Source organism: Vibrio sp. Y42_MX_L11 (assembly GCF_024181785.1).
Lineage (GTDB): Bacteria > Pseudomonadota > Gammaproteobacteria > Enterobacterales > Vibrionaceae > Vibrio > Vibrio diabolicus.
The window spans coordinates 1-23,862 of sequence record NZ_JAMZAP010000012.1 but is presented as its reverse complement, the minus strand read 5'-3'; the positions used below and the strand labels follow the sequence as shown (position 1 = coordinate 23,862).

Genomic DNA, 23,862 nt, shown 5'->3' with positions numbered 1-23,862 from the left:
CACCTAGATATTGCAATGAATGGTTTTTATAAGTCTTTGATATAGTTGAAGCTCGAATAAGCGTAACTAATGTAAAGTACCTTAAATTTTGTTGAATGCAGTAAAGAGTAACGTTATATTGCGAACGCGCATGATAATAGATCTCATTAAGGCTTAACAAAATGAAAAAATTCGTCGGTGCGGCTTTGCTGTCGCTATTTACTGTTTCTCCTTCTTTCGCTGCTAAGGTTGTGATTGACCATTACATGGGTCAAACCGAGCTAGAACAATCACCAGAACGCGTGGTTGTGATTGGCTTTGGACCGCTAGATGCGCTGGACAACTTTGGTATCGATCCTGTTGCAGTCTCTAACTCTTCTAATCTGCCTAGCTACCTTTCAAAATACAGCAAAGATAACTACACCTCTGCGGGTAGTTTGTTTGAACCTGACTTTGAAACCATTTACATGCAAAAACCGGATTTGATATTGGTTGGTCCGCGAGCGTCTGCGAAATATGAAGAGCTGAGTGAAATTGCTCCTACGGTCGTTTTTGCTGCGAAAGAGAATCAAGGTTACTGGGAAGGTACGCAAGCACAGTGGCGCAATATTGGTAAAATCTTCGATATCGAAGAAAAAGTAGAGCAGAAAATTGAAGCGCTAGATGCTCAATTCAAAGCAATCCGTGACTACAATCAATCAAATAACAATGATGCGTTAACGATTTTAAGCATGGGTGACAACATCAGTGCGTTTGGATCTCAATCGCGATTTGGTGTGATTTATAACGATTTCGGTTTCTTGGAAACAGTTGAAAACGTGAAGACGGGCACTCACGGAGATGTTATTTCTTATGAATTTATTCGTGAAGCTAACCCGAAAAATATACTCGTAGTTGACCGCAATTCGCTGAAAGGCACGCCAGATAACGATATTCGTAAGTCCATGGATAACGACTTAGTCAAAGCAACCGCCGCATATAAGAATCACAAAATCACTTATTTAGATGTGGACGCGTGGTATTTGTCGATGTCTGGTGTGACTGCAACAGAAAAAATGGTCAGTGAGATCAAGCAAACCGTTGAACTTTAATCCAAGATAGCAGAGGTTAACTTTGAAAAAGTTATTGCTAACCCTTGTGGTTTTAAGCACGGTTTCGTTGTTTGTTGGGGTGGCAAACATGACGCCCCAACAGTTATTTTCGGGTGATGAGAAAGCGTTAGAGCTTTTCTTTACCAGCCGTATACCACGTTTATTCGCCATACTGCTTGCTGGTGCAGGCTTAAGTATTGCAGGCCTTATTATGCAGCAAATCAGCCAGAACCGATTTGCTGCACCTTCTACAACCGGTACGATCGAATGCGCCATGCTGGGCTATGTACTGAGCGTGGTTTTCTTTGGCAACGACAATCACCTATGGCTTGTCTTCGGTATTTCGGTGTTCGGGACGCTAGCATTTATTTTCTTTATTCAACGCATTCAATTTAAGAGTGTGGTCTTTGTGCCACTTGTCGGAATTATTTTCGGCAATGTCATCCAATCCATGACCACGTTTATCGCTTACAAATACGATGCACTTCAAAGTCTGAATGCTTGGACAGTAGCGAATTTTGCCAACATCTTACGTGGTGATTTTGAACTGCTGTACATCGCGGTACCAATGGCTATTCTCAGCTATCTTTTTGCCGCACGGATTTCAGCTGTGGGTATCGGAAAAGATTTCGCGGTTAACTTGGGGTTAAATTATCAGCAGGTTGTCACGATTGGCGTGCTGTTGGTGTCAATCATGTCAGCAAGTGTCGTGATGATTGTGGGACAGCTGCCATTCCTTGGTCTGATTGTGCCGAACCTCGTTAGTCACTTTTATGGTGATAACCTCAAAAAGAACATTCCGCTTACGGCCATGTATGGGGCGACTTTAGTGCTGTGTTGCGACTTGGTGAGTCGTTTGATTATCTTCCCTCATGAAATGCCAATCTCTATCGTGATCAGCATATTGGGTGGCGTGGTATTCATCGCGATGTTGTTGCGAGGTAAGCAACATGCGTGATTCAACGAAAATCCTACTGCTAGGTGGCATTGCGGTACTTTTTGCATGTTTGTTTATTGGTATTGGGCTAACGGCTGACAACTACCAGTATTTTTTATCTCGTAGAGTTCCTAAAGTATTGGCGATAGTGTTAGCGGGTGTGGCTATTGCTCAGTCTTCACTTGTATTTCAAACCATTACGCACAACCGAATTTTAACGCCAAGTATCATGGGGTTTGATGCGCTGTATGTGTTGACGCAAATTTTGATCGTGCTGATTTTTGGTGGTTTGAGTACTTTAGTTCTTAACTTGTATGTCAATTTCGCGATTGCCGTAATTGTAATGGTGTCGTTTTCGTTATTGTTGTTTGGTTTTTACTTTTCTAAAGGAAGCAAGAACTTGATTACGTTGCTATTGGTCGGCTTGATCTTTGGTCAGCTATTTTCCAATGCGGCGTCATTTTTCTCTTTGCTGATGGACCCAAATACGTTTGCAATCGTTCAATCGAAACTTTACGCCAGCTTTAATAATGTAAAAGTGAATTTGGTTTACTTTAGTGCACCAGCTTTGATGTTTGCATGTTGGTTGCTATTTAGTATGCATCGCACTTTAGACGTGTTTTGGCTCGACCAAGACAATGCGAAAAGTTTGGGCGTCGACGTACCTAAGGTGACGCGAAATGTATTCATTATCTCGGCGGTTCTGATAGCTATTTCTACGGCTCTAGTGGGACCAATTATGTTCTTTGGTTTGCTGGTGACCAACTTAAGCCGAGAAATGTTCCGAAGTTACCAACACAAAACGCTACTGGTTGGTTGTTCGTTTCTCTCCATCAGCTCGTTACTGGCTGGGCAATGGATTATCGAGAACGTGTTCAGTTTTGAGACGACGTTGAGTGTCGTTATTAACTTTATTGGTGGTGCGTATTTCTTATATCTACTACTGAAAAACAAAGTTGTATAAATATGATAGTGATAGACAAATTAACGAAGGCCTTCGGTTCAAATAAAGTGGTTGATGAGGCCAATACTCAGTTTGAAAAGGGCAAGGTAACATCGATTATTGGCCCGAATGGCGCGGGAAAGAGCACGCTGTTATCTATGGCTTCGCGCTTAACGGAGCGGGATGGTGGTAGTGTTATCATTGATTGCAAGGAAATTGCGGAATGGGACACTAAAGAGTTAGCGAAAAAGCTGGCGGTACTTCGTCAAGCCAACTCGATTACCATGCGATTTACCGTGAAAGAGTTGGTCTCTTTTGGCCGTTTCCCATACTCCAAAGGAAATCTGACCAAAGAAGATCATGTGGTGATTGAACAAGCGATCGACTATCTAGATTTACAAGGTATCCAAGACAAATATTTGGATGAATTAAGTGGTGGTCAGCGACAGCTTGCGTTTATTGCCATGGTGATTGCACAAGATACAGACTACGTTTTTCTTGATGAACCACTTAACAATCTAGATATCAAACACTCTCTTCAGATCATGAAAGTCGTGCAGCGGTTAGCTCATGACATGAACAAAGCCATGGTGGTGGTTATTCATGATATTAATTTCGCAGCGTGCTACTCGGATGTCATATTGGCGCTTAAGCAAGGCAAAGTTGTGGCAAGTGGTGCGGTGGAAGAGGTGATTCAGGCGTCTACGCTAGAGGATATCTACGAAACGCCGTTTAACATTATCGAATTAAACGGCAAGCGCATGTGTACTTACCACTAATCCAACCTCAGGGCTTAATGATAGCTATTCCTCAATGAGGATAGATAGGCGAGTTTACTTGGTGAGCTCGTCTATGATTGGGCATCGGCTTTCAGCGTCTCCCGGACAAGAAGAAACCCAACCTTCAAGTTGCGTTTTGATCTCCATAAGGTGCGCGATTTTTTCTTCAACCTCCATAAGCTTATCTATGGTTCTTGCTTTTACTTCGCTGCTTTTTCGGTTGGGATTATGGGCAAGTTGCACCAACTCTTTGCATTCTTGCAGTGAAAAGCCTGCGTTTTTTGCGCGTGATACTAAGTTAAGCTCTTGAATATGATTATCTGAATATTCTCGATAGCCAGAGTCGCTGCGCACTGGTGGAGATATGATCCCTTTGTCTTCATACAATCGAATCGACTTAGATGAAAGCCCAGTAAGCTTTGCGACAGCACCAATATTCATGTTTAACCTCCATAACGTTTAAGGCGAGTATATACCGATGTTGTGGATAAGACACTCCTAAATAACAGTCAGTTACCTAGGGCCTCTTTACTCTTTTATCACTTCATGCGGTGGTACACCAAATACCTTTTTGAAAGCGCAGGTGAAGTTGGAAGGGTGGTGGTATCCGGCTTCATAAGCAGCTTCCGTGATCGTCACTAGGCCACGTTCCAAGTGTTGCCTCGCAATCTCAAGGCGCCGAAAGCGAATATAACCATTTACGGTCATATTCAGTGATTGCTTAAATCGGCGCTGCAGGTTTGAAACGCTCATTGAAAACACGCTTGCCAACTTCTCTAAGCCTAGTTCTTGCTCAAGGTGAGTTTCTATATAGCTAACAATATCCTCTATTCGACCATCTGTATGTCGTTCAAGGTTATTTTTATTAGCACTGAAGTGCTTGGGGATTTGCTCAGTCGCTTGATGCAAAATTTGATAGATCAAGCTTTCAACTTCCAACTTATCTTGGAATTCTTGTGGTGTTTCTCGACTTGTCAGCGTTTTAGCCAGTTCGCATAACGCCTGGTTAAGCTCTAGTGGATGGAACGCCTGATGAGAGTTAAAAAAGGACCGATGACGACAGGTTTGGTCAAGGCGAGCCTCTAGCCACTGGGGCTTAACCAATATGTTGATCTTATTAATGAGGTTATCTTTGAGCAGTGAGCGCCGAAAGTTTGCAGGTTTGAGTAGGTTCACCACGACACCTTTAGGGCCGTCGCTTGCGTCTAAATCAAATTGCAAATCGTCGTAGCCAAACGAGAGCTTACCTTCTAAAAGAATAGTGACCAACAGTGAGGCGTGTGCAGTAGAAACAATATGTGAATCAACAAGCTCTAGGCAGCGTCCACCATGAACAAAGATTTGATCATTGTACTGATATGATAGGAATTTGCCTTCTGCCAGTTGAGTTTGACAAGGTTGACCTTGCGTGACGATCCACTGCTTTTCTGTGGCTTCCAGTTTTTGGGTTAAAGCGATCTTGGCAATTCTAGTTCGTTTTGGTGTGACTTCCTGCATTTGACACTTCCTCATAACACTTGTGCGATTTCGCATAATCAAATCGCCTTTGTATTTATAAAACTCATGCTTATTATACCTGAGAATTATTATCATTAATATTTAGGAATGAAGTTATGGAAAGCCCTGCTTGTTCATCTATCAAGCTTTCAAGCCTTTGCCTTGCAGTGGGAATGGCGCTATCAAACCCTGTTTTAGCTCAAGATACCGAGTCACATTTTGAAGAAGTCGTTGTATGGGGAACAAAAGTTTCTAGCAATACTGAGTCGATGTTTGCGGACGACATGTCACTGAAGCAAGCGGGTCATATGTCTGATTTACTGCGCGATATTCCCGGTGTGGATGTTGGTGGAACACACTCTGTGAATCAACGTATTACCATTCGTGGTTTGAGCGAAACCGATTTGGACATTCGTCTTGATGGTGCTTCTCAGCATGCAAGCATGTTCCATCACATTGGTAACTTGACGCTAAACCCTGACATTCTCAAATCTGCCGATATCCAGGTGGGTAATAACTCTGTGACTCAAAATGGCTTAGGCGGCTCGGTTTATTTTGAAACGAAAGACGCTCGCGATTTACTTCGTTACGATGAAAAGTTTGGTGCTCGTGTTTATGGCGGTTATGCATCCAACGACAACCAACAAGGCTCGTTGACACTGTACGGGCTTTTGTCCGAAAACATTGATGCGATGGTTTATGGCCATTACGTTACGCGCGATGACTTTGAAGATGGTGACGGCAACAAAACCTATGGCGCTGCGGGTGATGTTTACAACATTCTGGCTAAGTTGGGGTATGAACTAAACGACATCCATCGTTTTGAGCTCTCTTATGACATGTACCGAGACAGTGGTGATTACAGTCCGCGTCCTGATATGTCGGGGAGTGCGAACAATGGCTTATCGAGCACGTTACTTATTCCTACGGATTATGACCGAGATACCGTTACCTTGAGTTACGAGCTGCGAGGCGAACAACATCAAGGTAACGTCACACTTTATAATACCGAGACGGAAATTAAACGGGATGAGAGCGTTATGGCTCCTCGCTGGCCTTCGAACCGTTTATCGAAGAACACCGCTAAAAACCAAAACTTTGGTTTGAATGGTAAGTTCCAGTCGGATGTTATGTTAGGTGAGTTTGATAATCGAATCACCTATGGTTTCGACTACATGGATAAGACATCTTCAAGTTACTACGGTAGTCGTAAGTTCATGGATGAATCGGCCATTTCAACCGCACTGTTTGTAGAAGACCAGTTCTTCTTCTCTGATGCTTTCTTTGTTACCGCAGGTATGCGTTTTGATGATTACAAACGTGAAGCTGAAACGGGGACGAGTAACTATGATGATGTGACCTGGGCCCTAGCAGCAGAATGGGCAGTCACTCAGGATTGGACGTTGTTTGCGAGCGCACGCTCTCTATTCAAAGGCCCTGAGCTGATGGAAACCTTTATTGCTTACCAAGACGTTGCATTTTTAGAGGATGGACTAAAGCCGGAAACGGGGTTGAACACACAGGGTGGTGTCCGTTTTGATAAAACCTTTGATAAGCATTTCTTTGGAGCGAATATTACGGCATTCCAAACGGAAATTGATGATTACATTGCAGACCAGTACCAAAACGCGACTCAAACTTACCTGATTTACAACTTAGGTGATGTCGAGATTAAAGGCTTTGAGGCAAGTGCTTCTTATGGCTACGACAAGTTTAACAGCAAACTTTCTTACTCTAAGTCGGACACCAAAAACAAGAATACTGGTGGCCCTGTTGCTGGGGGTAATGGGCGTAGCATTGATATGGGTGATAGTATTGCTCTAACTTTGGATTACCAGTCAGACGCTTTAGAAACGATCTTCGGGTGGAACTCAATGTTTGTTCTAGAGGAAGACAACGTCTTTGATGGTCAGCCAAAGAAAGCAAGTTATGATGTACATAATCTATATGCTCAATGGGTGCCGTCTGATATTGATGGACTGTCGGTGACCTTTGGTATTGATAATGTATTTGACGAGTTGTACAGCTCTCATGCGTCTCGTTCGGGTACGGCACGTGGCTTCACGCTTGATGACTACGAGCCGGGTCGCAACTTCAAACTTTCTGCTGCTTATCAATTCTAATAGGGCTCCCGAGAGGGGGCGCTTCAAAACACGAGTAAATTCATGATTAAAGAAAGCACCCGAATAGATAGCGAACACGCTGACAAATACTTAGTGACACTTTGTCGGCATTTTGGACGAAAGGTTCCTGCTACTTGGAATGAAAACAGCGGTTTGGTGACATTTCCGACGGGAAAAGCGGAGTTTGCTCTTTGCGAGTCTAGCTTGACCATTATTTGTGAGGCGGATTCCGAAGAGAAACTGGGCAAAGTGAAGGCGATAATCTCATCACATGTAGACATGTTCTCTCGTCGAGAAACATTAGCACTTAACTGGGTTCGCTAGAGCTATTGATGAATGTGCAGAAAGTGAGAGCGCATTAAAAGCAAAAAGCCCGCGATCTTATCATTCGCGGGCTTTTATTGTTCGAATGCTATTGCTTTTTAGGCTCTAGATTCTAGGCTTTTTTTTTCCTGTTGCATTTTTGCTAGGAAGTAGATATTAACGCAAGCAATAAAGCCGTTAGTTAATACTACAGGCCAAGAATCAATCATTAGTCCGTAAGCAGTAAATAGCGCACAACCAATAAAGTTAAGGATACGAAGCTTAACAATATCTTTCATAGTTAGCGAAATTGCGACCATGATTGAAGCTGCATAACCTAAAATCTCAACCATATTCATGTCCATTTTTTGACCCTCTTAAAATCTGCCGAATTTTGTCGGTACCAATTCTTCTCATCTTGAGATTAATGAGGAAGCTCCATGCCTCGAATGGTCTTTTTTTGTTGTATGGACGCACTATATCAATGGAAAAACCGTGATAAAAGCCTCAAATCAAGGTTAAGAGAAGGTTAGCGATTACGCAAACGTTTAGGACGGGAATTACTGATAATTTTACTTATTGTGTTGATTGATAATAACGATGGTATTAATAGCTCTCACATCATTGAAAGTGGGGGAATATTTACATATTATTGAAAATGATAATTATTTTCAAGTGTGATGTTTATGTATTTTCTTATTAGCTTGCTCGTATTTTTTTTACTGTATATCAGGACAAAGCCGAATTCGTGGTGCTCGGGAATTCATATTGTGAGCCACATTTTCATGGTTATATTTTGTCCAACGATTTATGTCATTCAATATTTAATCGTCACGTTTTTTTCGTCACCAATATTGATTAAGTTGTCATCACGTTCAGGTGTATACAACATTCTTATTGCTTTTCTTCCATTATTGATTGCAACCGGTAGTTTGGCGTTTAGCTGAGCGTTTTCATCTATCTTCTTTTTTAAAACGACTACACTTATACGGAATAAGGTATCAATTTCATATAATTAATCGATATTGCGGCGTTAGGACATGTGTCACATTTCTGTGACTACTAGTAAGTTTTACTTACTTTGCTCATTAGTGCGCCATTTATCGATTGTTTAATGAGTTGATACTTAGTCTAATCGTCTAAAGGTGTGCTGTATGCCGCACTAAATCATTTAAAAACTATCTAAAAAGGTTAATGGGAAACGTAGGCCATTAGCGGAGGTCAGATGAGTACGCAAACCGTGCCGCAGAACGCGATTGTAAATGCTGTCAAAGGTGAAGTCTTGGTTTTAGGTCTGGATGGAAAAGTCAGGTCTATAAAAGCGGGGGATGAGTTAATATCTGGCGAAGTGATCATTACAGAAAATAACGCTTCTCTTGATGTACAGATACATAATGAGCTGTATCTGGTTGATGCTAATTGTGTCGCGTGCCTTCCAGAACCTTCTTTTGAACAACCAGAAACCTTGCTGCAATCTCCAGTTAATGGCCAGGTTACTTTCGATCCAACAGCTATCGAAGGTGCTAACTTTGACGCTAATGATGTCGCGGCTATCCAACAGGCCATTTTAGATGGTGCTGACCCGACTGCTATTTTGGAAGCAACGGCTGCTGGTGCTGGCGCTGAAGGCTCAGCCAATGCTGGCTATGTGACCGTTGAATATAATAATCCGGAAGTACTTGCCTCCACCTTTTTTGAGACGTCAGCGACTCGTAGCGGTGTAGAAGAACGCGATGAAGCTGATGATTTGGATGTCACTATTTTTGCCGATGGCGGACAATCACTGGAATCTAGCGTAACAGAAGGCTCAATTTCTCTATCAAGCTATCCGCAAACCATTTCTTCTAGTGTGCTGGTTGAAGCAGGGGATCTCGCACTTGATACCGCTTCATTTGTACCTGAAACGTCCTCATTAGAGTCTCTGTTAACCGAGTTAAATAGTGACATTACCTCTGGTGGTCAGCCAGTGGCGTTCGTTTACGACGAAGCGCAAAATGCCATTATCGGCACTCAAGGTGGTAACGAAGTGCTTCGTATCGAGATCGAAGCGACATCTTTAGGCCGTGATTTAGAGTTAGAGGTCGTTACCACGATTAGCCAGGGCATTGACCATGTCGCGTCTGTTGCTGATGGTCAAGTTTTCATCTCCGGTGATCAAATCAATATCGCTTTTGACATTACAGGCGCAGATATTGGTGGTAACAGTATTCAAGCACCTATCGGTTTCACGACAACTGTTATTGATGGCGATGATCCGGTGCCGCAAAACGTTACTTTTGAAAACGTTGAATCTTCTTCTACACCAATCACTGGCACTTTTGTTGATATTGGTAGTGATCAATTGGCAACGGTCACGTTTAATCAAGAAGGACTTAGTCAGTTCGATGGCCTACTGAGTGATAATCAGGCGACAGAAGCGGTACTCTCTGAAGACGGCAGTACTATCACCTTGTCCATTGCTGGCTCGAATGAAACCGTCTTAACCATCAGTCTGAACACCGATGGTACCTACCAATTTGAGCAATTTAAGCCGTTGGAACAAACAAACGGTGAAGATACGATTGAGCTCTCTTTACCAACCACAATCGTTGACTTTGACCAAGATACGGCAAGCAATACCTTTACGATGTCCATTCTTGATGGCGATAATCCAGTAATTGAAAACGTGACGGGATTGTCTTTAGACGAGGCGGGGGTTGACCAAGGTTCACAGGAAGGCGAGGCAGTAACAAGTGGTACCGGGTCGATCACGACAGCGGTCGGTAGTGATATCATTGACCACTATGAGTTGGAACCTACAGAGTTTAACGTTGGTGGAGAACTCCAATCTCAAGGGCAGGTTGTTCAACTGGAACTCGCGTCCGAGAGTAACGGCGTGCGCACTTACGAAGGCTTCATCGAACTGGATGGCGTGCGTATTACCGTATTTGATGTGGCGATCGATGCCCCTGCATTGGGCGAATATCAATTCAACTTGTATGAACAACTCGACCATACGGGTGCTAATGATGACTCGCTTACTTTCTCACTGCCAGTTTACGCGGTAGATGCGGATGGCGACCGCTCCTCGATTACTGAAGGTTCGAACACACCAGAAGCGGCGCAAATTGTCATTCAAGTTCAAGATGACGTTCCTACGATTGATGGCGTTGATGCGCTGGCCGTCGATGAAGACGATTTATCAAGCATCGGCTCCGATCAAAGCGACTCTGTGCTCGCGCAAGGTAGCTTCACGACGACCCAGGGCTCAGACCGTGTTGTAAGTTATCAATTAGAGAGCGGCACTGATCCACTCAATGGGTTGGAATCACAGGGTCGATCTATCTCTCTGTCGGAAACAGCCAACTCAGATGGTCGCTTTACCTATTCTGCAACGGCAGAAGGGGACGCTATCTTCACCTTACAAGTGAACCCTGACGGTTCTTATTCATTTATCCTTGAAGGTCCAATCGATCATGCTGTGGGTAGCGATAGCTTAACTTTAGACTTCAATATTGTCGCAACGGACTTTGACGGTGACACCAGTTCACTTGTTCTACCGGTTACCATTACTGATGATGTGCCAACCATTAACGACGTTGTTGCTCTTACCGTCGATGAAGATGACTTAAGTTCGGTAGGCTCTGACCAATCACAGCCAACGCTGGTTGAAGGTCAGTTCACGACGACTCAGGGCTCAGATGGCGTCGTACAGTATCAGTTGGATGTAAACGCTGATCCTTTAAATGGCCTGCAATCTCAAGGTCAAATCGTCTCCATTGCCGAAACGCAAAATGCAGACGGCAGTTACACCTACAGCGCAACGGCAAATGGCAGTGCAGTTTTCACATTAATTTTGAATACCGACGGCTCGTACAGTTTTGAGTTGCAAGGTCCAATCGACCATGCGGCAAATAGCGACAGTTTAACTCTTGATTTTAGCGTTATTGCTACCGACTTCGATGGTGACACAAGTCAAATTGTACTGCCAGTCACCATCGTGGATGATAAACCGACTATTACCGATGTTGATGCGATTACCGTTGATGAAGATGATTTAGGCACGATTGGTTCAGATCAGACTGACCCGATTTCTATTGATGGCAACTTCACCACCACACAAGGCTCTGACCGAGTGGTGAGCTATCAGCTTGATGCTTCTGCAACACCAGTTGACGGCCTTACATCGCAAGGCGTGGCAGTCACGCTGACTGAAACCGCAAACGGTGATGGCAGCTTTACTTATAAAGCAACAGCGGGTAGTGAAGCGGTCTTTACGCTTACAGTGAATACTGATGGCTCTTATAACTTCACGCTTGAAGGGCCAATTGATCATGCTGTCGATAGCGACGAGTTGACGCTCAACTTCCCAATCATCGCGACCGACTTTGATGGTGATACCACAAACGCCACGATCCCTGTGACGATCGTGGACGATAAGCCAGTTATCACTGACGTAGATGCCATTACGGTTGATGAAGATGATCTAGCGTCAATTGGTTCAGACCAAAGCAATCCAATTTCTATTGATGGCAGCTTCACCACCACGCAAGGCTCAGACCGTGTGGTGAGCTACCAGTTAGATGCCTCTGCAACACCAGTTGACGGTTTAACATCGCAAGGTGTGGCTGTCACGCTAACAGAAACCGCAAATGGTGATGGTAGTTTCAGTTATGAAGCGACAGCGGGTTCTGAAGCGATCTTTACGCTGACTGTGAATACTGATGGTACTTACAACTTCACGCTTGAAGGACCAATTGATCATGCGGTTGATAGTGATGAGTTGACACTGAACTTCCCAATTATAGCCACCGACTTTGATGGCGACACAGTAACTGAAATCATTCCAGTCACGATTGTTGATGATGTACCGACTATTACAGCGGTTGATGCGCTGAATGTTGATGAGGATGACCTTAACGTTGTAGGTTCCGACCCAGGCGGCGATCTGTTCGTTAAAGGCGCGTTTACCACCACACAAGGCTCTGACCGAGTGGTGAGCTACCAACTGGATTCAACCTCTGATCCTGTCGCGGGCCTGACGTCTCAAGGTGAGGCGATTACCTTGGTCGAAACGGCTAATGGTGACGGCAGCTTTACCTATGTCGCGACCGCAGATGGTAATCCTATTTTTACCCTAAACGTCGCAACGGATGGTACGTACGACTTTACGCTTCAAGGACCAATCGACCATGCGGCCAACAGCGACAGCCTAACCATTGATTTCCCGATTATTGCCACCGATTTTGATGGTGATACGGCCACGGCAACTATTCCAGTCACGATCACGGATGATGCACCCGTCATCGATAACGTCGTGCCGCTGGCTGTGGATGAAGATGATCTCTCAGGTATTGGCTCAGACCAAAGCGACGCTGTTTATGTAGAAGGTGCGTTCACGACCACTCAAGGGTCAGACCGTGTGGTGAGCTACCAACTTGACTCAACGGCTGATCCTGTTTCGGGGTTAACTTCGCAAGGTGAGCCTGTTACCTTGGTAGAGACTGCGAATGCCGATGGCAGCTTTACTTACGTTGCTACCGCGGATGGTAGCCCTGTCTTCACCATGAATGTGAATGCAGACGGTACATACAACTTCCGTCTGGAAGGTCCGGTCGACCATGCGTTAAACAGCGATGAGTTAGTACTGAACTTCCCAATCATTGCGACGGATTTTGATGGTGATACGACTACTGCGACCATTCCTGTAACCATTACTGATGACGTTCCAAGCATCGACAACGTTGTTCCACTGACAGTAGACGAAGATGATCTCGCCACAATTGGCTCAGACCAAAACGATGATGCGTTTATGTCTGGTTCGTTTAGTACGACAGAAGGCTCGGACAGCGTTGTTAAATACCAGCTTGATGCAACCGCGGATCCAGTAGCAGGGTTGACCTCTCATGGTGAGCCTGTCGTGCTTGCTGAGACGGCAAACGGTGATGGTAGCTTTACTTACACTGCCACAGCAGATGGCAATGCCGTATTTGAATTAGTGCTGAAGCCAGATGGCAGCTACACCTTTACTCTGCAAGGTCCACTAGACCATGCGATGAATAGCGACAGCCTACAAATCGATTTCCCGATTATCGCAACAGACTTTGATGGCGACACTTCAACTAAAATACTGCCTGTCACTATTGTTGATGATCAGCCAAGCATCACTAATGTTGATGCGATCAGCGTGGATGAAGATGACCTGGCTACGATTGGCTCTGATCAAAAAGAGTCCGTGTCGATTGATGGTCACTTTGTCACGACGGGCTCTGATCATGTTGTGCGTTATCAGTTAGACGCGTCCTCTAACCCTGTTGATGGCTTAACCTCACACGGGGTAGTGGTGACAATGACGGAAAGCGCGAATGCGGATGGCAGTTTTACCTATACCGCTACCGCAGGATCAGAAGCCGTATTTACCTTGACGGTGAACAGCGACGGCAGTTACAACTTCACGCTTGAAGGTCCAATTGACCATGCAACAGGTAGTGATGAGCTGACGCTGAACTTCCCAATCATCGCGACGGATTTTGATGGTGATACCACCACAGAAACGCTCCCAGTCACCATCGTCGATGATAAGCCAACTATTACCGATGTCGATGCGATTACCGTTGATGAAGATGATTTAGCCACGATTGGCTCAGACCAAACTGACCCGATTTCAATCGATGGCAACTTCACCACCACACAAGGCTCTGACCGAGTGGTGAGCTATCAGCTTGATGCTTCTGCAACACCAGTTGATGGCCTTACATCACAAGGCGTGGCGGTCACGCTGACTGAAACCGCAAACGCTGATGGCAGCTTTACCTACCAAGCAACAGCAGGCACTGAGTCGGTCTTTACACTGACAGTGAATAATGATGGCTCTTACAACTTCACGCTTGAAGGGCCAATCGATCATGCTGTTGATAGCGACGAGTTAACGCTCAACTTCCCAATCATCGCAACAGATTTTGATGGCGACACGTCTGCTGAGACAATTCCTGTCAAGATCGTTGATGACAAGCCGACACTTGGTGGCATTGAAGCAACCAGTGTGCAAACGGTTGATGAGGACGATATCCCAACAGTCGGATCTGATGGTACGCAATCGAACAGCATTGCTGGTAACTTCATCGCGACTGATGGCTCTGATGGCATTGTGGAGTACGGCGTTTCTGACCTAGCGACGTCAGTACAAGGCCTGACCTCAGGTGGTCAATCATTGGTTATGGTTGAAGTATCAAACGCAGGTGGCGTTTCAGTTTACGAAGCTCGTATTGATGGCACGACGACACCAGTATTCCGTGTGACACTCGATGCCTCTAATGACAGCTACACGTTCGATTTGCTTGCTCCTCTCGATCATCCAAATGCTGATGGCCAAAATGAACTGGTCATCAATTTGCCGATAAACGCGACTGACTTTGATGGAGACGTGTCGAACGACATCACCTTACCAATTACGGTTGTGGATGATGTTCCGACCATTGATGGTTTACTAGCAGGCAGCGAACAAACCGTTGATGAAGATGACCTACCAGCAGGTACTGATGCTGCAAGTGCAGAAGATACTGTTATTTCAGGTACTTTTGATATCACCGAAGGTGCTGACCAAGTTGCTTCTATTCAGCTTAGTGACCTGACCACGCCTGTTGCGTCACTGACTTCAGATGGTGAAGCTATCAGCTTAGTTCTGTCTTCTAGCGCAAACGGTGTGAACGTATACCAAGGTGTTGCTGGCAATCCTGCTGAAGTGGTTTTCGAACTGACGTTGGATGCAACGAACAACACCTACGAGTTCGATTTACAGAAGCCGCTTGATCATCCAGATGGTAATCAGCAAAACGAGATTGTTATTAACCTCCCTGTGACGGCGACAGATAATGATGGTGATACTTCACCAGCCTTCACATTGCCAATTACCGTTGTGGACGATGTTCCAGTTGTTACCAATATTGAAAGTCTACGTGTAGACGAAGATGACTTACCTCTTGGTTCTGATGGCACTAAAGAGCCATTAACGGTATCAGGTGAATTTGAAGTCACTAGCGCAGATGGTATTGATGCTTTCGAATTGGATCTGAGCTCAAACCCTATCCCGAATCTGAAATCGGGTGGAGAAGAGGTAACACTTTCTCAAGACGTTGGTGCCTCAACTGCTGACGCACTTGTTTACGTAGGGCAAACTCCGGGTGGAGTGACGGTGTTCACGTTGACACTTCATCAAGATGGTAAATACGACTTTGAGTTATCTGGTCAGTTAGATCACGCGGTTAACTCTGATGAGATTTTGTTGAATCTACCTGTGAAGGTCACGGATGGCGACAACGATACTATCACTGCGACCTTGCCAGTGACGATCGTAGATGACAAGCCAACCATTGATGCTATTAGCTCTGGTAGTACCTTGTCTGTGGATGAGGATGATATTCCAAGCCAAGGTTCGGACGACACGCCAGAATCCAATATCATTGGTGGCAATTTTGACGTTACCGATGGTGCCGATACTATCGTTAGCTTCCAGCTGGATAGCTTAACGTCACCTGTTTCTGGACTTACTTCAGGTGGTCAACCGCTTGAGATGGTTGAGTTCTCAAATTCAAATGGTGTGATTGAGTATCGAGCTTACGTACAAGGTACGACGGATACCGTCTTTAAACTGACGCTAAATGGTTCAGCAGACAGCTATGAGTTTGAACTGTTGGGTGCACTTGATCATCCTGCGGGTAACGATGAAAATTCGTTAGTCATCAACTTCCCAGTCAACGCGACCGATTTTGACGGTGATGTATCAAACAACATCACTTTGCCAATCACGGTTGTGGACGATGTTCCAGCGATTGTGAAAGTGACAGACTCTAGCCAACAAACCGTTGATGAAGATGATCTTGCCGGTGGCTCTGATACGACAAGTAATGATTCTACGGTATTAAACGGCGGATTTGAGGTCGTTGCTGGTGCAGACAATATTGTCAGCTACCAAGTTTCTGACCTCGATGCAGTCGTGTCAGGCTTAACGTCGAATGGCAGCAGCGTCGAGTTGAATCTAGTAGGCACCAATGGTGGAGTAACCAGTTACGAAGCGGTTATTACTGGCACATCAACTAAGATCTTCACGTTGTCTCTTGATGCGAATAACGACAGTTACCAATTTGAACTGTTGGGACCAATTGACCATGACGCCGTTCAAGGTGAAAACAACCTTGTCATTGATATCCCAATTACAGTCACAGATTTTGATGGTGACACGTCATCTTCACTGAATCTTCCAATTACCGTGATTGATGACATTCCCGAAATTAAATCAGCAGATGCTTTGGCTGTTGATGAGGACGACCTCACCAATGGCTCTCAGGCAACCAACAAAGACAGCCTTGAAGCAACGGGTAATTTCGATACGGTGGAAGGGGCAGATACCGTTGTCTCTTACCAGTTGGATCTTACTTCTAACCCGATCCCGGGAGTCACTTCAGGTGGTCTTGCGGTGACGTTAGTTCAAACCGCGGTAAGCAACAACAACTTTACTTATCAAGGTCAAACACCTGATGGTAACTCAGTGTTCACGCTAGTTTTGAACGCTGACGGCTCTTACAAGTTTACACTCGAGGGGGCGCTAGACCACTCAACCCAAGGCGAAGATACTCTCATACTCGATCTTCCAGTCTTTGCTACAGATGTCGATGGCGATACGGCAGGTATTAACTTACCAGTGACGATTACCGATGATGTTCCAACCTTGTACGATGCATCTATTTCGCGTGTTGAGGGACAAGGCAGCCGCACGGTTCACTTATTCCAAGACCCTGTAGAAGCTGATGACGATCTTGGTGCTGACGGCGCACAAGTGACTTCATTTTCGGCTGATGATTCAGGCATTTACTTTAAGCAAAACGGTGTTGATTCTGATTCTGTCGATTTGAACGGCAGCGACCAAGTCGTATTTGTTCACAAGGTTCTTGACGGAGTGGATACTGAAATCGGTCGTTTGGTTGTTCGAACTGATGGCCGTGTGTCATTCCGTCCGAATGACGATCTTGACCATACCGAAACCGACTCGATTGATTTCACCATCAACGTTGTTGCAACCGATGGTGATGGCGATATCGCAGATGCCGATGTGGATATCTCGATAAGAGACCGTAATGCGCAAATTGACACGTCTACCGTTACTGCGTTCGAGGACCAAGGGCGTGATGGTGTCGTTGTGGGCGTTGACTCTGCAAATACTCAGGACAACTTGTCGACGCTGGATGTGACGCCGGCGAAAGTCGATTTGGTTATCGATTTGCATGATATCGATCGTAACGAAAGCTTAGGTGATATCACTATTCGAGATGCAAGCACGCACAACGGTACGTTCTATTACCGAGATGGCAGCGGGAACTTCATTGAATTGACACCAGTAGGCGATACAGTTGTTCTCGATGCCTCGAATGTCGAGCAATCATTTAGTGGCGAGCTTGTCTCTTTAGATAACTTGTATTTTGTCCCAGATCGTCATACCTCGACTGACGTTTCAGGTATTGATCCTCGTATTCGCGTTGAAATACTGAACAATGGCTCAGCTGACCACGTTATTAATGGTAATTTGAATATTCAAGTTGAGAGTGTGGCAGATATTGCGACTTGGACGACGAGCAGCGAGTTTAACTATTCTGTCGATGAAGACGGAAACAACGTCGCACTTAATATCACGGCGGAAACTCAGGATACTAGTAATCCTGAAGATATAGTGTACGAGCTCATCTTTACACAAGGAGAAGGTAACGCGGAGTTAGTCTATTCGGATGGTAGCGCGATTCCAAAAACTGGTGGTGTTTATCTCGTAGATGCCAGCCGAATTGGTGACGTTCAAATTGATCCAATCGATAATTTCTCGGGCGAAATCAAGATTGATGTAACCGCGATTACAACAGAAAACAATAATCCGTTCTCAGGGAAGGAAACGGCACGTTCAGAGACAGAAACTATCATCATTGATGTTAACCCAATCGCGGACCCAGGTAGTTTTACAGTCAACCGAATCAATGTCTTTGAGGATAACGCTCGAACTCAAGACACCGTCAATCCTGTCACGGATCATGATCCACTTCAGTTAAGTGAAGTGATTACCATGAAGCCGTCTGCGGATTTAGATGGTTCTGAAGCACTGTTTGTGCGTATTTCTGACTTCTCAATTGATGGCGTTACGTTAGTGTGGCTTGATTCAGCAAACCCAAGCCAAATAGTGGAAGTGACCGATTCAAGCGGCAATGTACTCTATTACGAAGTGCCAGAATCTGAGTTAGCCAACGTCGAAGTGCTTCCTCCGTTGCACAGCAATGATGACTTTACTTTCAACGTTGAAGGTATCGTAAAAGATACGGCATCGTTATCTAGTGGGGTTGCCGAAGATATGTTGTCACTAGGTAGCAAAACAGTGATCGTCGGTGTGAAAGGCGTAGCTGACATACCATTTATTGAGCTGAATGATAAATCAGGGATCTGGCATGAGTTTAATGACGGCAATGTAAGAGGTATTGAGACTAATATCGATGAGAATGGTCAAGTAGAGTTGGGCTTTAGTGTTATCTCTGGCGAGTTACCAGATAACCCGAATGACCACTCAGAGTCGGTTACGGTTCTGCTGTCCAATATTCCGGCAGGTGTCGAGGTATTTGATAGCGATGGTGCATCCGTCGATCTGACCTTTGTAGGCTATGACGCGCAAAATCAGCCAATCTATGAAGCCAATATCACCACGGCGAATATTAATTCTGGAATTGTTATTAAACCGGAAGCGTCATCGACGGAGAACATTCATATTACAGCGACGACGATCGTCACAGAGAATGATGGTCACAGTCGAACCTCATCGGGTGAGATCCGAATTATTGTCGCTCCTGTCATTGATGCGCAAGATAACTACACGGTTCAATCAGAAGGTGATGAAGATACACGCTTTAATATTGATTGGAAGCCAACGTTGGCTCAAAGCCCTGATACAGATGAGTTCTTTAGTGATGTGACGATTTCTGGATTTCCTCCAGGCAGCACGGTTTATGTCGATGGCGTAGCACAAACATTGGTTTCTGGAACATTAACACTTTCGCCACTAGCGAACGAGTCGGAGCAAGACTTTTCTGCTCGAATCTCTCAAAGCGGGTATGTCCAGGTGCAATTAGAGCAAGACTCTAGTACTGACTTTGATTTGAATACTACGGTGACGGTGAAAGAGATTGACCACGAATATGTCGATGCTTCTAATCCAGGGCAGGGAATTGCAGAAAAAGCCATCAATGGCATGGTGCATGTCCAAGTCAATCCAATCGTTGAGCCAGAAAATACAACAGGATCGCTAGACGCCCAGACACGTTTGCTTGTTACTGAAAGCACTGGCGTTGTCACTGACATCGTGAAGTCAGACGGTCAAGGGAACATTGATTTTACGATCAATACTTCAACGGGTGGGGAGTCTGGTGCGAATATCATCAAATACCAAGAGTTTGACGCCTCTTCAGATGAAGTGGTGACTCAGCTTGTTGTTCAGTTCCACAATGTCGACCCTGAGATTCTCAATCAATTGGTCATTGTTGGTGCATTGAACGAAGGCGGCGGTCGATGGACTGTCATTGACGAAGAAAACTTCTCAATTAAAGCGCCTTCAGGTCTTGATTTAACGCCAAACGACGACAGCGATGATGGTGACAACGGCGGTCTATCTCAAATTGGGTTAACCATCTATGCCGAGGTCAACGATTTAGGTGAAGATGCCGTTGAAAAAGACGCAACAGTGGCAAGAGAAACTGACGTGACACTTGAGTTTCCGACGGTTCTCACGCCGCAAACAAGTGTTGCCGCTGAAATTCAGGTGGCTGATGACGTTCAAATTGAAGCATCGGAAGATAATGCGATCGACCTTGGCACTCAATTGACGTCGAAAGTCGATGCGATTAATGCGGATGGTGTGGAAGATGTTTTGACTGTTGTTATTGATCCATCCGCACCCGGTATTCCTCCAGGCTTGGTGATAACAGGCACTGATATCGATTTTGTCAATGGTAAATACGTTTTCCAAGCAGATATTGATGCTAGTGGCAATATCACAGGTTTGGACGGTTTAACGATGCACTTGGCAGAAGATTATGCTGGTGATTTCGAATTGCCTGTGAGGTTTGTCACCAAAGACACAGAGTCTGGCGACGAAAAAGAAAACAACGTGCGAATTCCAGTTCAGGTTTTACCGATTGCAGATGTTCCGAGTTCGGCGGGTGATCAGCCATTAGATGGTGATGTTACACCAAATGTGACAGTGGATATCACAGGTACTCTCGGTTTAGACGCTAACAAACAACCAGTTAATGACCTAAATAGCGATGTACCAACGGCGGATGGTGTGGGTTATGAAGATGGTTTAATCCAACTTAATCTAAATGTCGATTTTGCTGACCGTTATAACAATATCCAAGGTGGTCAGGAAACGCTAACGAATATCAAGTTAGCACTCGATGACACAACACTGGGGGAGTTTGTTGACGCAAATGGCAATAGCTTAGGGACAAGTATTGAGTTTAATGAAGCAGAGATTTTAGCGGGTGCGCTTGATACTGTTCTGTTTAAGCCGAAAGAAAATTATCCCGTAGGTGGGGGACAAAACACCGTCAAGATTAATATCGAAGGAGAGATCACAGACGAGGCTGTATTTGATCAGTCTATCCTAAATAACCCTGGCGATAATATCGATATAAGAACTTTTACTGATGACGTGACATTCGAAGTTACGCCAGTGGTGGACGATATTACGATTACAGGTGCCGATCCTACGAAGCCAATTACCGTGGTTGGTGACGAAGATACTTTAATTTCGTTGAATCAATCAGGCTCTGGGGTTTCGATCAGCTTAAACGATAATGATGGCTCTGAAAGTTTCGTTTCACTCAAGTTAACAGGGATCCCTGATGATTTTGTCGTGCAATCCAATTCCTCTGATTATGTTGTTAAGAACAACGGCGGAGGAGAATGGAGTATTCAGCTAAAAGACCTTACTCAGACATCCGTTGATTTGAGTGACATCCAAATCAAACCGCCGAAAAACTTCAGTGGTGAGGCAGAGATTGGCATTACCGTGTTCATCCAAGAAGAATTGTTGCAAGTACCAACTGAGCGAACTAATAACTTTACGCTGGTTGTGAATCCTATTGGTGATGATGTTGATGTGAATCCTGATACTGCAGCTGCGGGGAATGAAGGAGAAGATATTGTTATCAACGTCAATGCGCTGGTGGTTGATAACAAAGAGTCCATCGGAGATGGCGCAACCTACCAGGAAAATGATCCAGAGACGCTGAGAGTTGAGATTTCAAATGTTCCTGATGGGGCGAGTGTTTCATTACCTGATGGAACGGTGTTTACTGACCAAGGAAATGGCGTCTTCGTATTAGAAATCGATGCTCAAGATTTGGGGCAAGTGGTCTTTAATTCTGGTGATCGAAACGATAACTCATGGGGTGGGTCACTGCATTTCAAAGTGCAAGCTGTTGATACCGGGCTCGATGGTCGCCAAAGTTTAGGTTCAGCCGAGGAGTTTGACGTAGCTGTTGATGTTGAAGCGGTGAATGATCGACCGGAGTTCGCGAATGTCATTGACGTTGAAACACCAGAAGACAACGCTATCCTGCTGGATACATTTGGTATTTCGGATGTGGATGCGGTACTTGATGATCCTACCGCAGAGTATGTCTTGAATATTGCTGTCGATAGCGGTTACTTGGTGCTCAATCCATCGATTATTGCCAATTACGGATTGACGGTTTCTGGAGACGGCACGGGTTCAATTGAACTGAAAGGAACCGTATCTGACCTTAACGCCGCTATCGCTGATGGTTTAGTGGAGTTTAACCCAGCGCTTAACTTCTTTGGTAACGTCAATGTCGACATCTCTGTCGATGACCAAGGCAACGAAGGTATCGTGATTAGCGGTGTCGATGAAACACTCAATTCAAATAGCAGCCAATTTGTAATTGAAGTCACAGAGGTGAATGATGCGCCAACAACATCGGAAGTGACGCTGACAAGTATTGATGAAGACAGCGGCGCTGTTATTATGACCGCAGCGGACTTGCTGGTTAATGCGGTTGATATTGAGTCGGACAATTTAACCGTTAGCAATGTTACGCTTGTCGACCCTGCAGCAGGGACGCTTACTCAACTGAGCTCAACGGAGTGGAGCTTTGAACCTGCTCCTGATTTTTACGGGGATGTAAGCTTTAATTACGATATTACGGATGATGGCATGACCAATGGCGTCTCGGATCCGAAGACCGTCAGTGGCTCAGCCGTGATGACAGTGCAGGCGATTAACGATGCTCCGGAGATTGATGGCTCAATGGTCACAAATACGATTGTGGAGTCATCGGATCAAAAAATCTCAGGTTTCGAAATTACCGATGTTGATTTTGCAGGTGTTCATGAGAATGAAATCATGACGGTGTCACTCAGCATCGATGAGGGTGATATAAGTGTCGTTGTCCCGGCGGGGAGTGGCATTACTCAAGGCGTTGGTTTAGCAGGTGAAACTGTACTGATGGGGACTTTGTCTCAGCTTAATAGTCTTTTCGCTTCGACGGATCCGGATGTCGGTGTATTTATTGATGCCAGTGACGTGAACAGCAATTCTATTGCGCTTACCGTTACCGCTGATGACAATGGTATCTTCTATGACAACTTAACGGGTACCTCACTACAAACATCAGAAACGTTTGATATTAACGTAACGCCTGTCGCTGACGTACCAAACTTGGCCATTGATCAGAACTTTAGTTACATTCAAAGAATTAGTGCGAGTCAAAGTGCAAGCCGTCAAGGCATCGCGCTGGTGGGTATTATGGCTGCGTTGACCGATGTCGATGAAGTACTGGCCTTAGAGCTCACAGGCGTGCCAAGAGGAGCCACGATCACGAGTGAGGCCACAACATCGAATATCAGCTTTGATGGTACAACATGGACTGTTCCAGAAGATGAAATTGATACGCTACACATCAATAATGCGATCCCGGGAGATTACGATATTACATTGACTGCGGTTTCTACTGCATCAAATGGTGACCAAGCGTATTCAACGCCATTAGATATTAATCTAAACGTTACTATAAGGACTTCCTCCCGATGTCAATGGGTGCTCTGAACGCAATCACAATGAAGATTAAGATGCAGTACTATAAGCGGTCATACTGGAATATTCTGTTCCGGACCAAAATGAAAGACG

At 44.9% G+C, this 23,862-nt stretch carries 10 protein-coding genes; 7 read left to right on the top strand and 3 right to left on the bottom strand.

What is annotated here, in order from left to right:
- Positions 1-161 precede the first annotated feature (161 nt).
- Genes NL643_RS13405 through vctC form a run of 4 tightly spaced genes read left to right on the top strand, consistent with a single transcriptional unit; the run spans position 162 to position 3,729 of the window.
- Entirely contained in the window at positions 162-1,070 is a 909-nt protein-coding gene (locus NL643_RS13405) for a siderophore ABC transporter substrate-binding protein (protein WP_253644584.1), read from the top strand.
- A gap of 22 nt (positions 1,071-1,092) precedes the next feature.
- A complete protein-coding gene (vctD, locus tag NL643_RS13400; protein ID WP_041853077.1) occupies positions 1,093-2,028 on the top strand; it encodes an iron chelate uptake ABC transporter permease subunit VctD in 936 nt (311 codons plus the stop codon).
- Positions 2,021-2,971, top strand: a complete 951-nt coding sequence (gene vctG, locus NL643_RS13395) for an iron chelate uptake ABC transporter permease subunit VctG (protein WP_005397178.1) — start codon at positions 2,021-2,023, stop codon at positions 2,969-2,971. Before vctD ends, vctG begins: the two co-directional genes overlap by 8 nt.
- Positions 2,972-2,973: 2 nt before the next feature.
- Entirely contained in the window at positions 2,974-3,729 is a 756-nt protein-coding gene (gene vctC / locus NL643_RS13390) for an iron chelate ABC transporter ATP-binding protein VctC (protein ID WP_253644583.1), read from the top strand.
- A 54-nt stretch (positions 3,730-3,783) separates the two neighbouring features.
- Here the strand turns inward: vctC and cueR are convergent, their stop codons facing one another.
- Together cueR and NL643_RS13380 are read right to left on the bottom strand one after the other, a co-directional pair.
- The gene (gene cueR / locus NL643_RS13385; RefSeq protein WP_253644582.1) at positions 3,784-4,170 is read right to left on the bottom strand and encodes a Cu(I)-responsive transcriptional regulator; all 387 of its coding nucleotides are present in this window, start codon (positions 4,168-4,170) and stop codon (positions 3,784-3,786) included.
- An 87-nt stretch (positions 4,171-4,257) separates the two neighbouring features.
- Positions 4,258-5,226: a helix-turn-helix domain-containing protein gene (locus NL643_RS13380; RefSeq protein WP_203347508.1), complete on the bottom strand. Its 969-nt coding sequence runs from the start codon at positions 5,224-5,226 to the stop codon at positions 4,258-4,260.
- Positions 5,227-5,342: 116 nt separating this feature from the next.
- Here NL643_RS13380 and NL643_RS13375 point away from each other — a divergent pair, with 116 nt between their 5' ends.
- Together NL643_RS13375 and NL643_RS13370 are read left to right on the top strand one after the other, a co-directional pair.
- Complete coding sequence (locus NL643_RS13375) at positions 5,343-7,349, top strand: TonB-dependent siderophore receptor (RefSeq protein WP_253644581.1); 2,007 nt, start codon at positions 5,343-5,345, stop codon at positions 7,347-7,349.
- Positions 7,350-7,391: 42 nt separating this feature from the next.
- Positions 7,392-7,673 carry a DUF2218 domain-containing protein gene (locus NL643_RS13370; protein ID WP_005397185.1) on the top strand — a complete coding sequence of 94 codons (282 nt, stop codon included), beginning with the start codon at positions 7,392-7,394 and terminating at the stop codon, positions 7,671-7,673.
- A gap of 98 nt (positions 7,674-7,771) precedes the next feature.
- On the opposite strand, the gene NL643_RS13365 is transcribed toward NL643_RS13370, so the two are convergent.
- On the bottom strand, positions 7,772-8,017 hold the full coding sequence (locus NL643_RS13365) for a YgjV family protein (protein WP_005397186.1): 246 nt from the start codon (positions 8,015-8,017) through the stop codon (positions 7,772-7,774).
- A gap of 860 nt (positions 8,018-8,877) precedes the next feature.
- Here NL643_RS13365 and NL643_RS13360 point away from each other — a divergent pair.
- A complete protein-coding gene (locus NL643_RS13360; protein ID WP_253644580.1) occupies positions 8,878-23,781 on the top strand; it encodes a retention module-containing protein in 14,904 nt (4,967 codons plus the stop codon).
- Positions 23,782-23,862 lie beyond the last annotated feature (81 nt).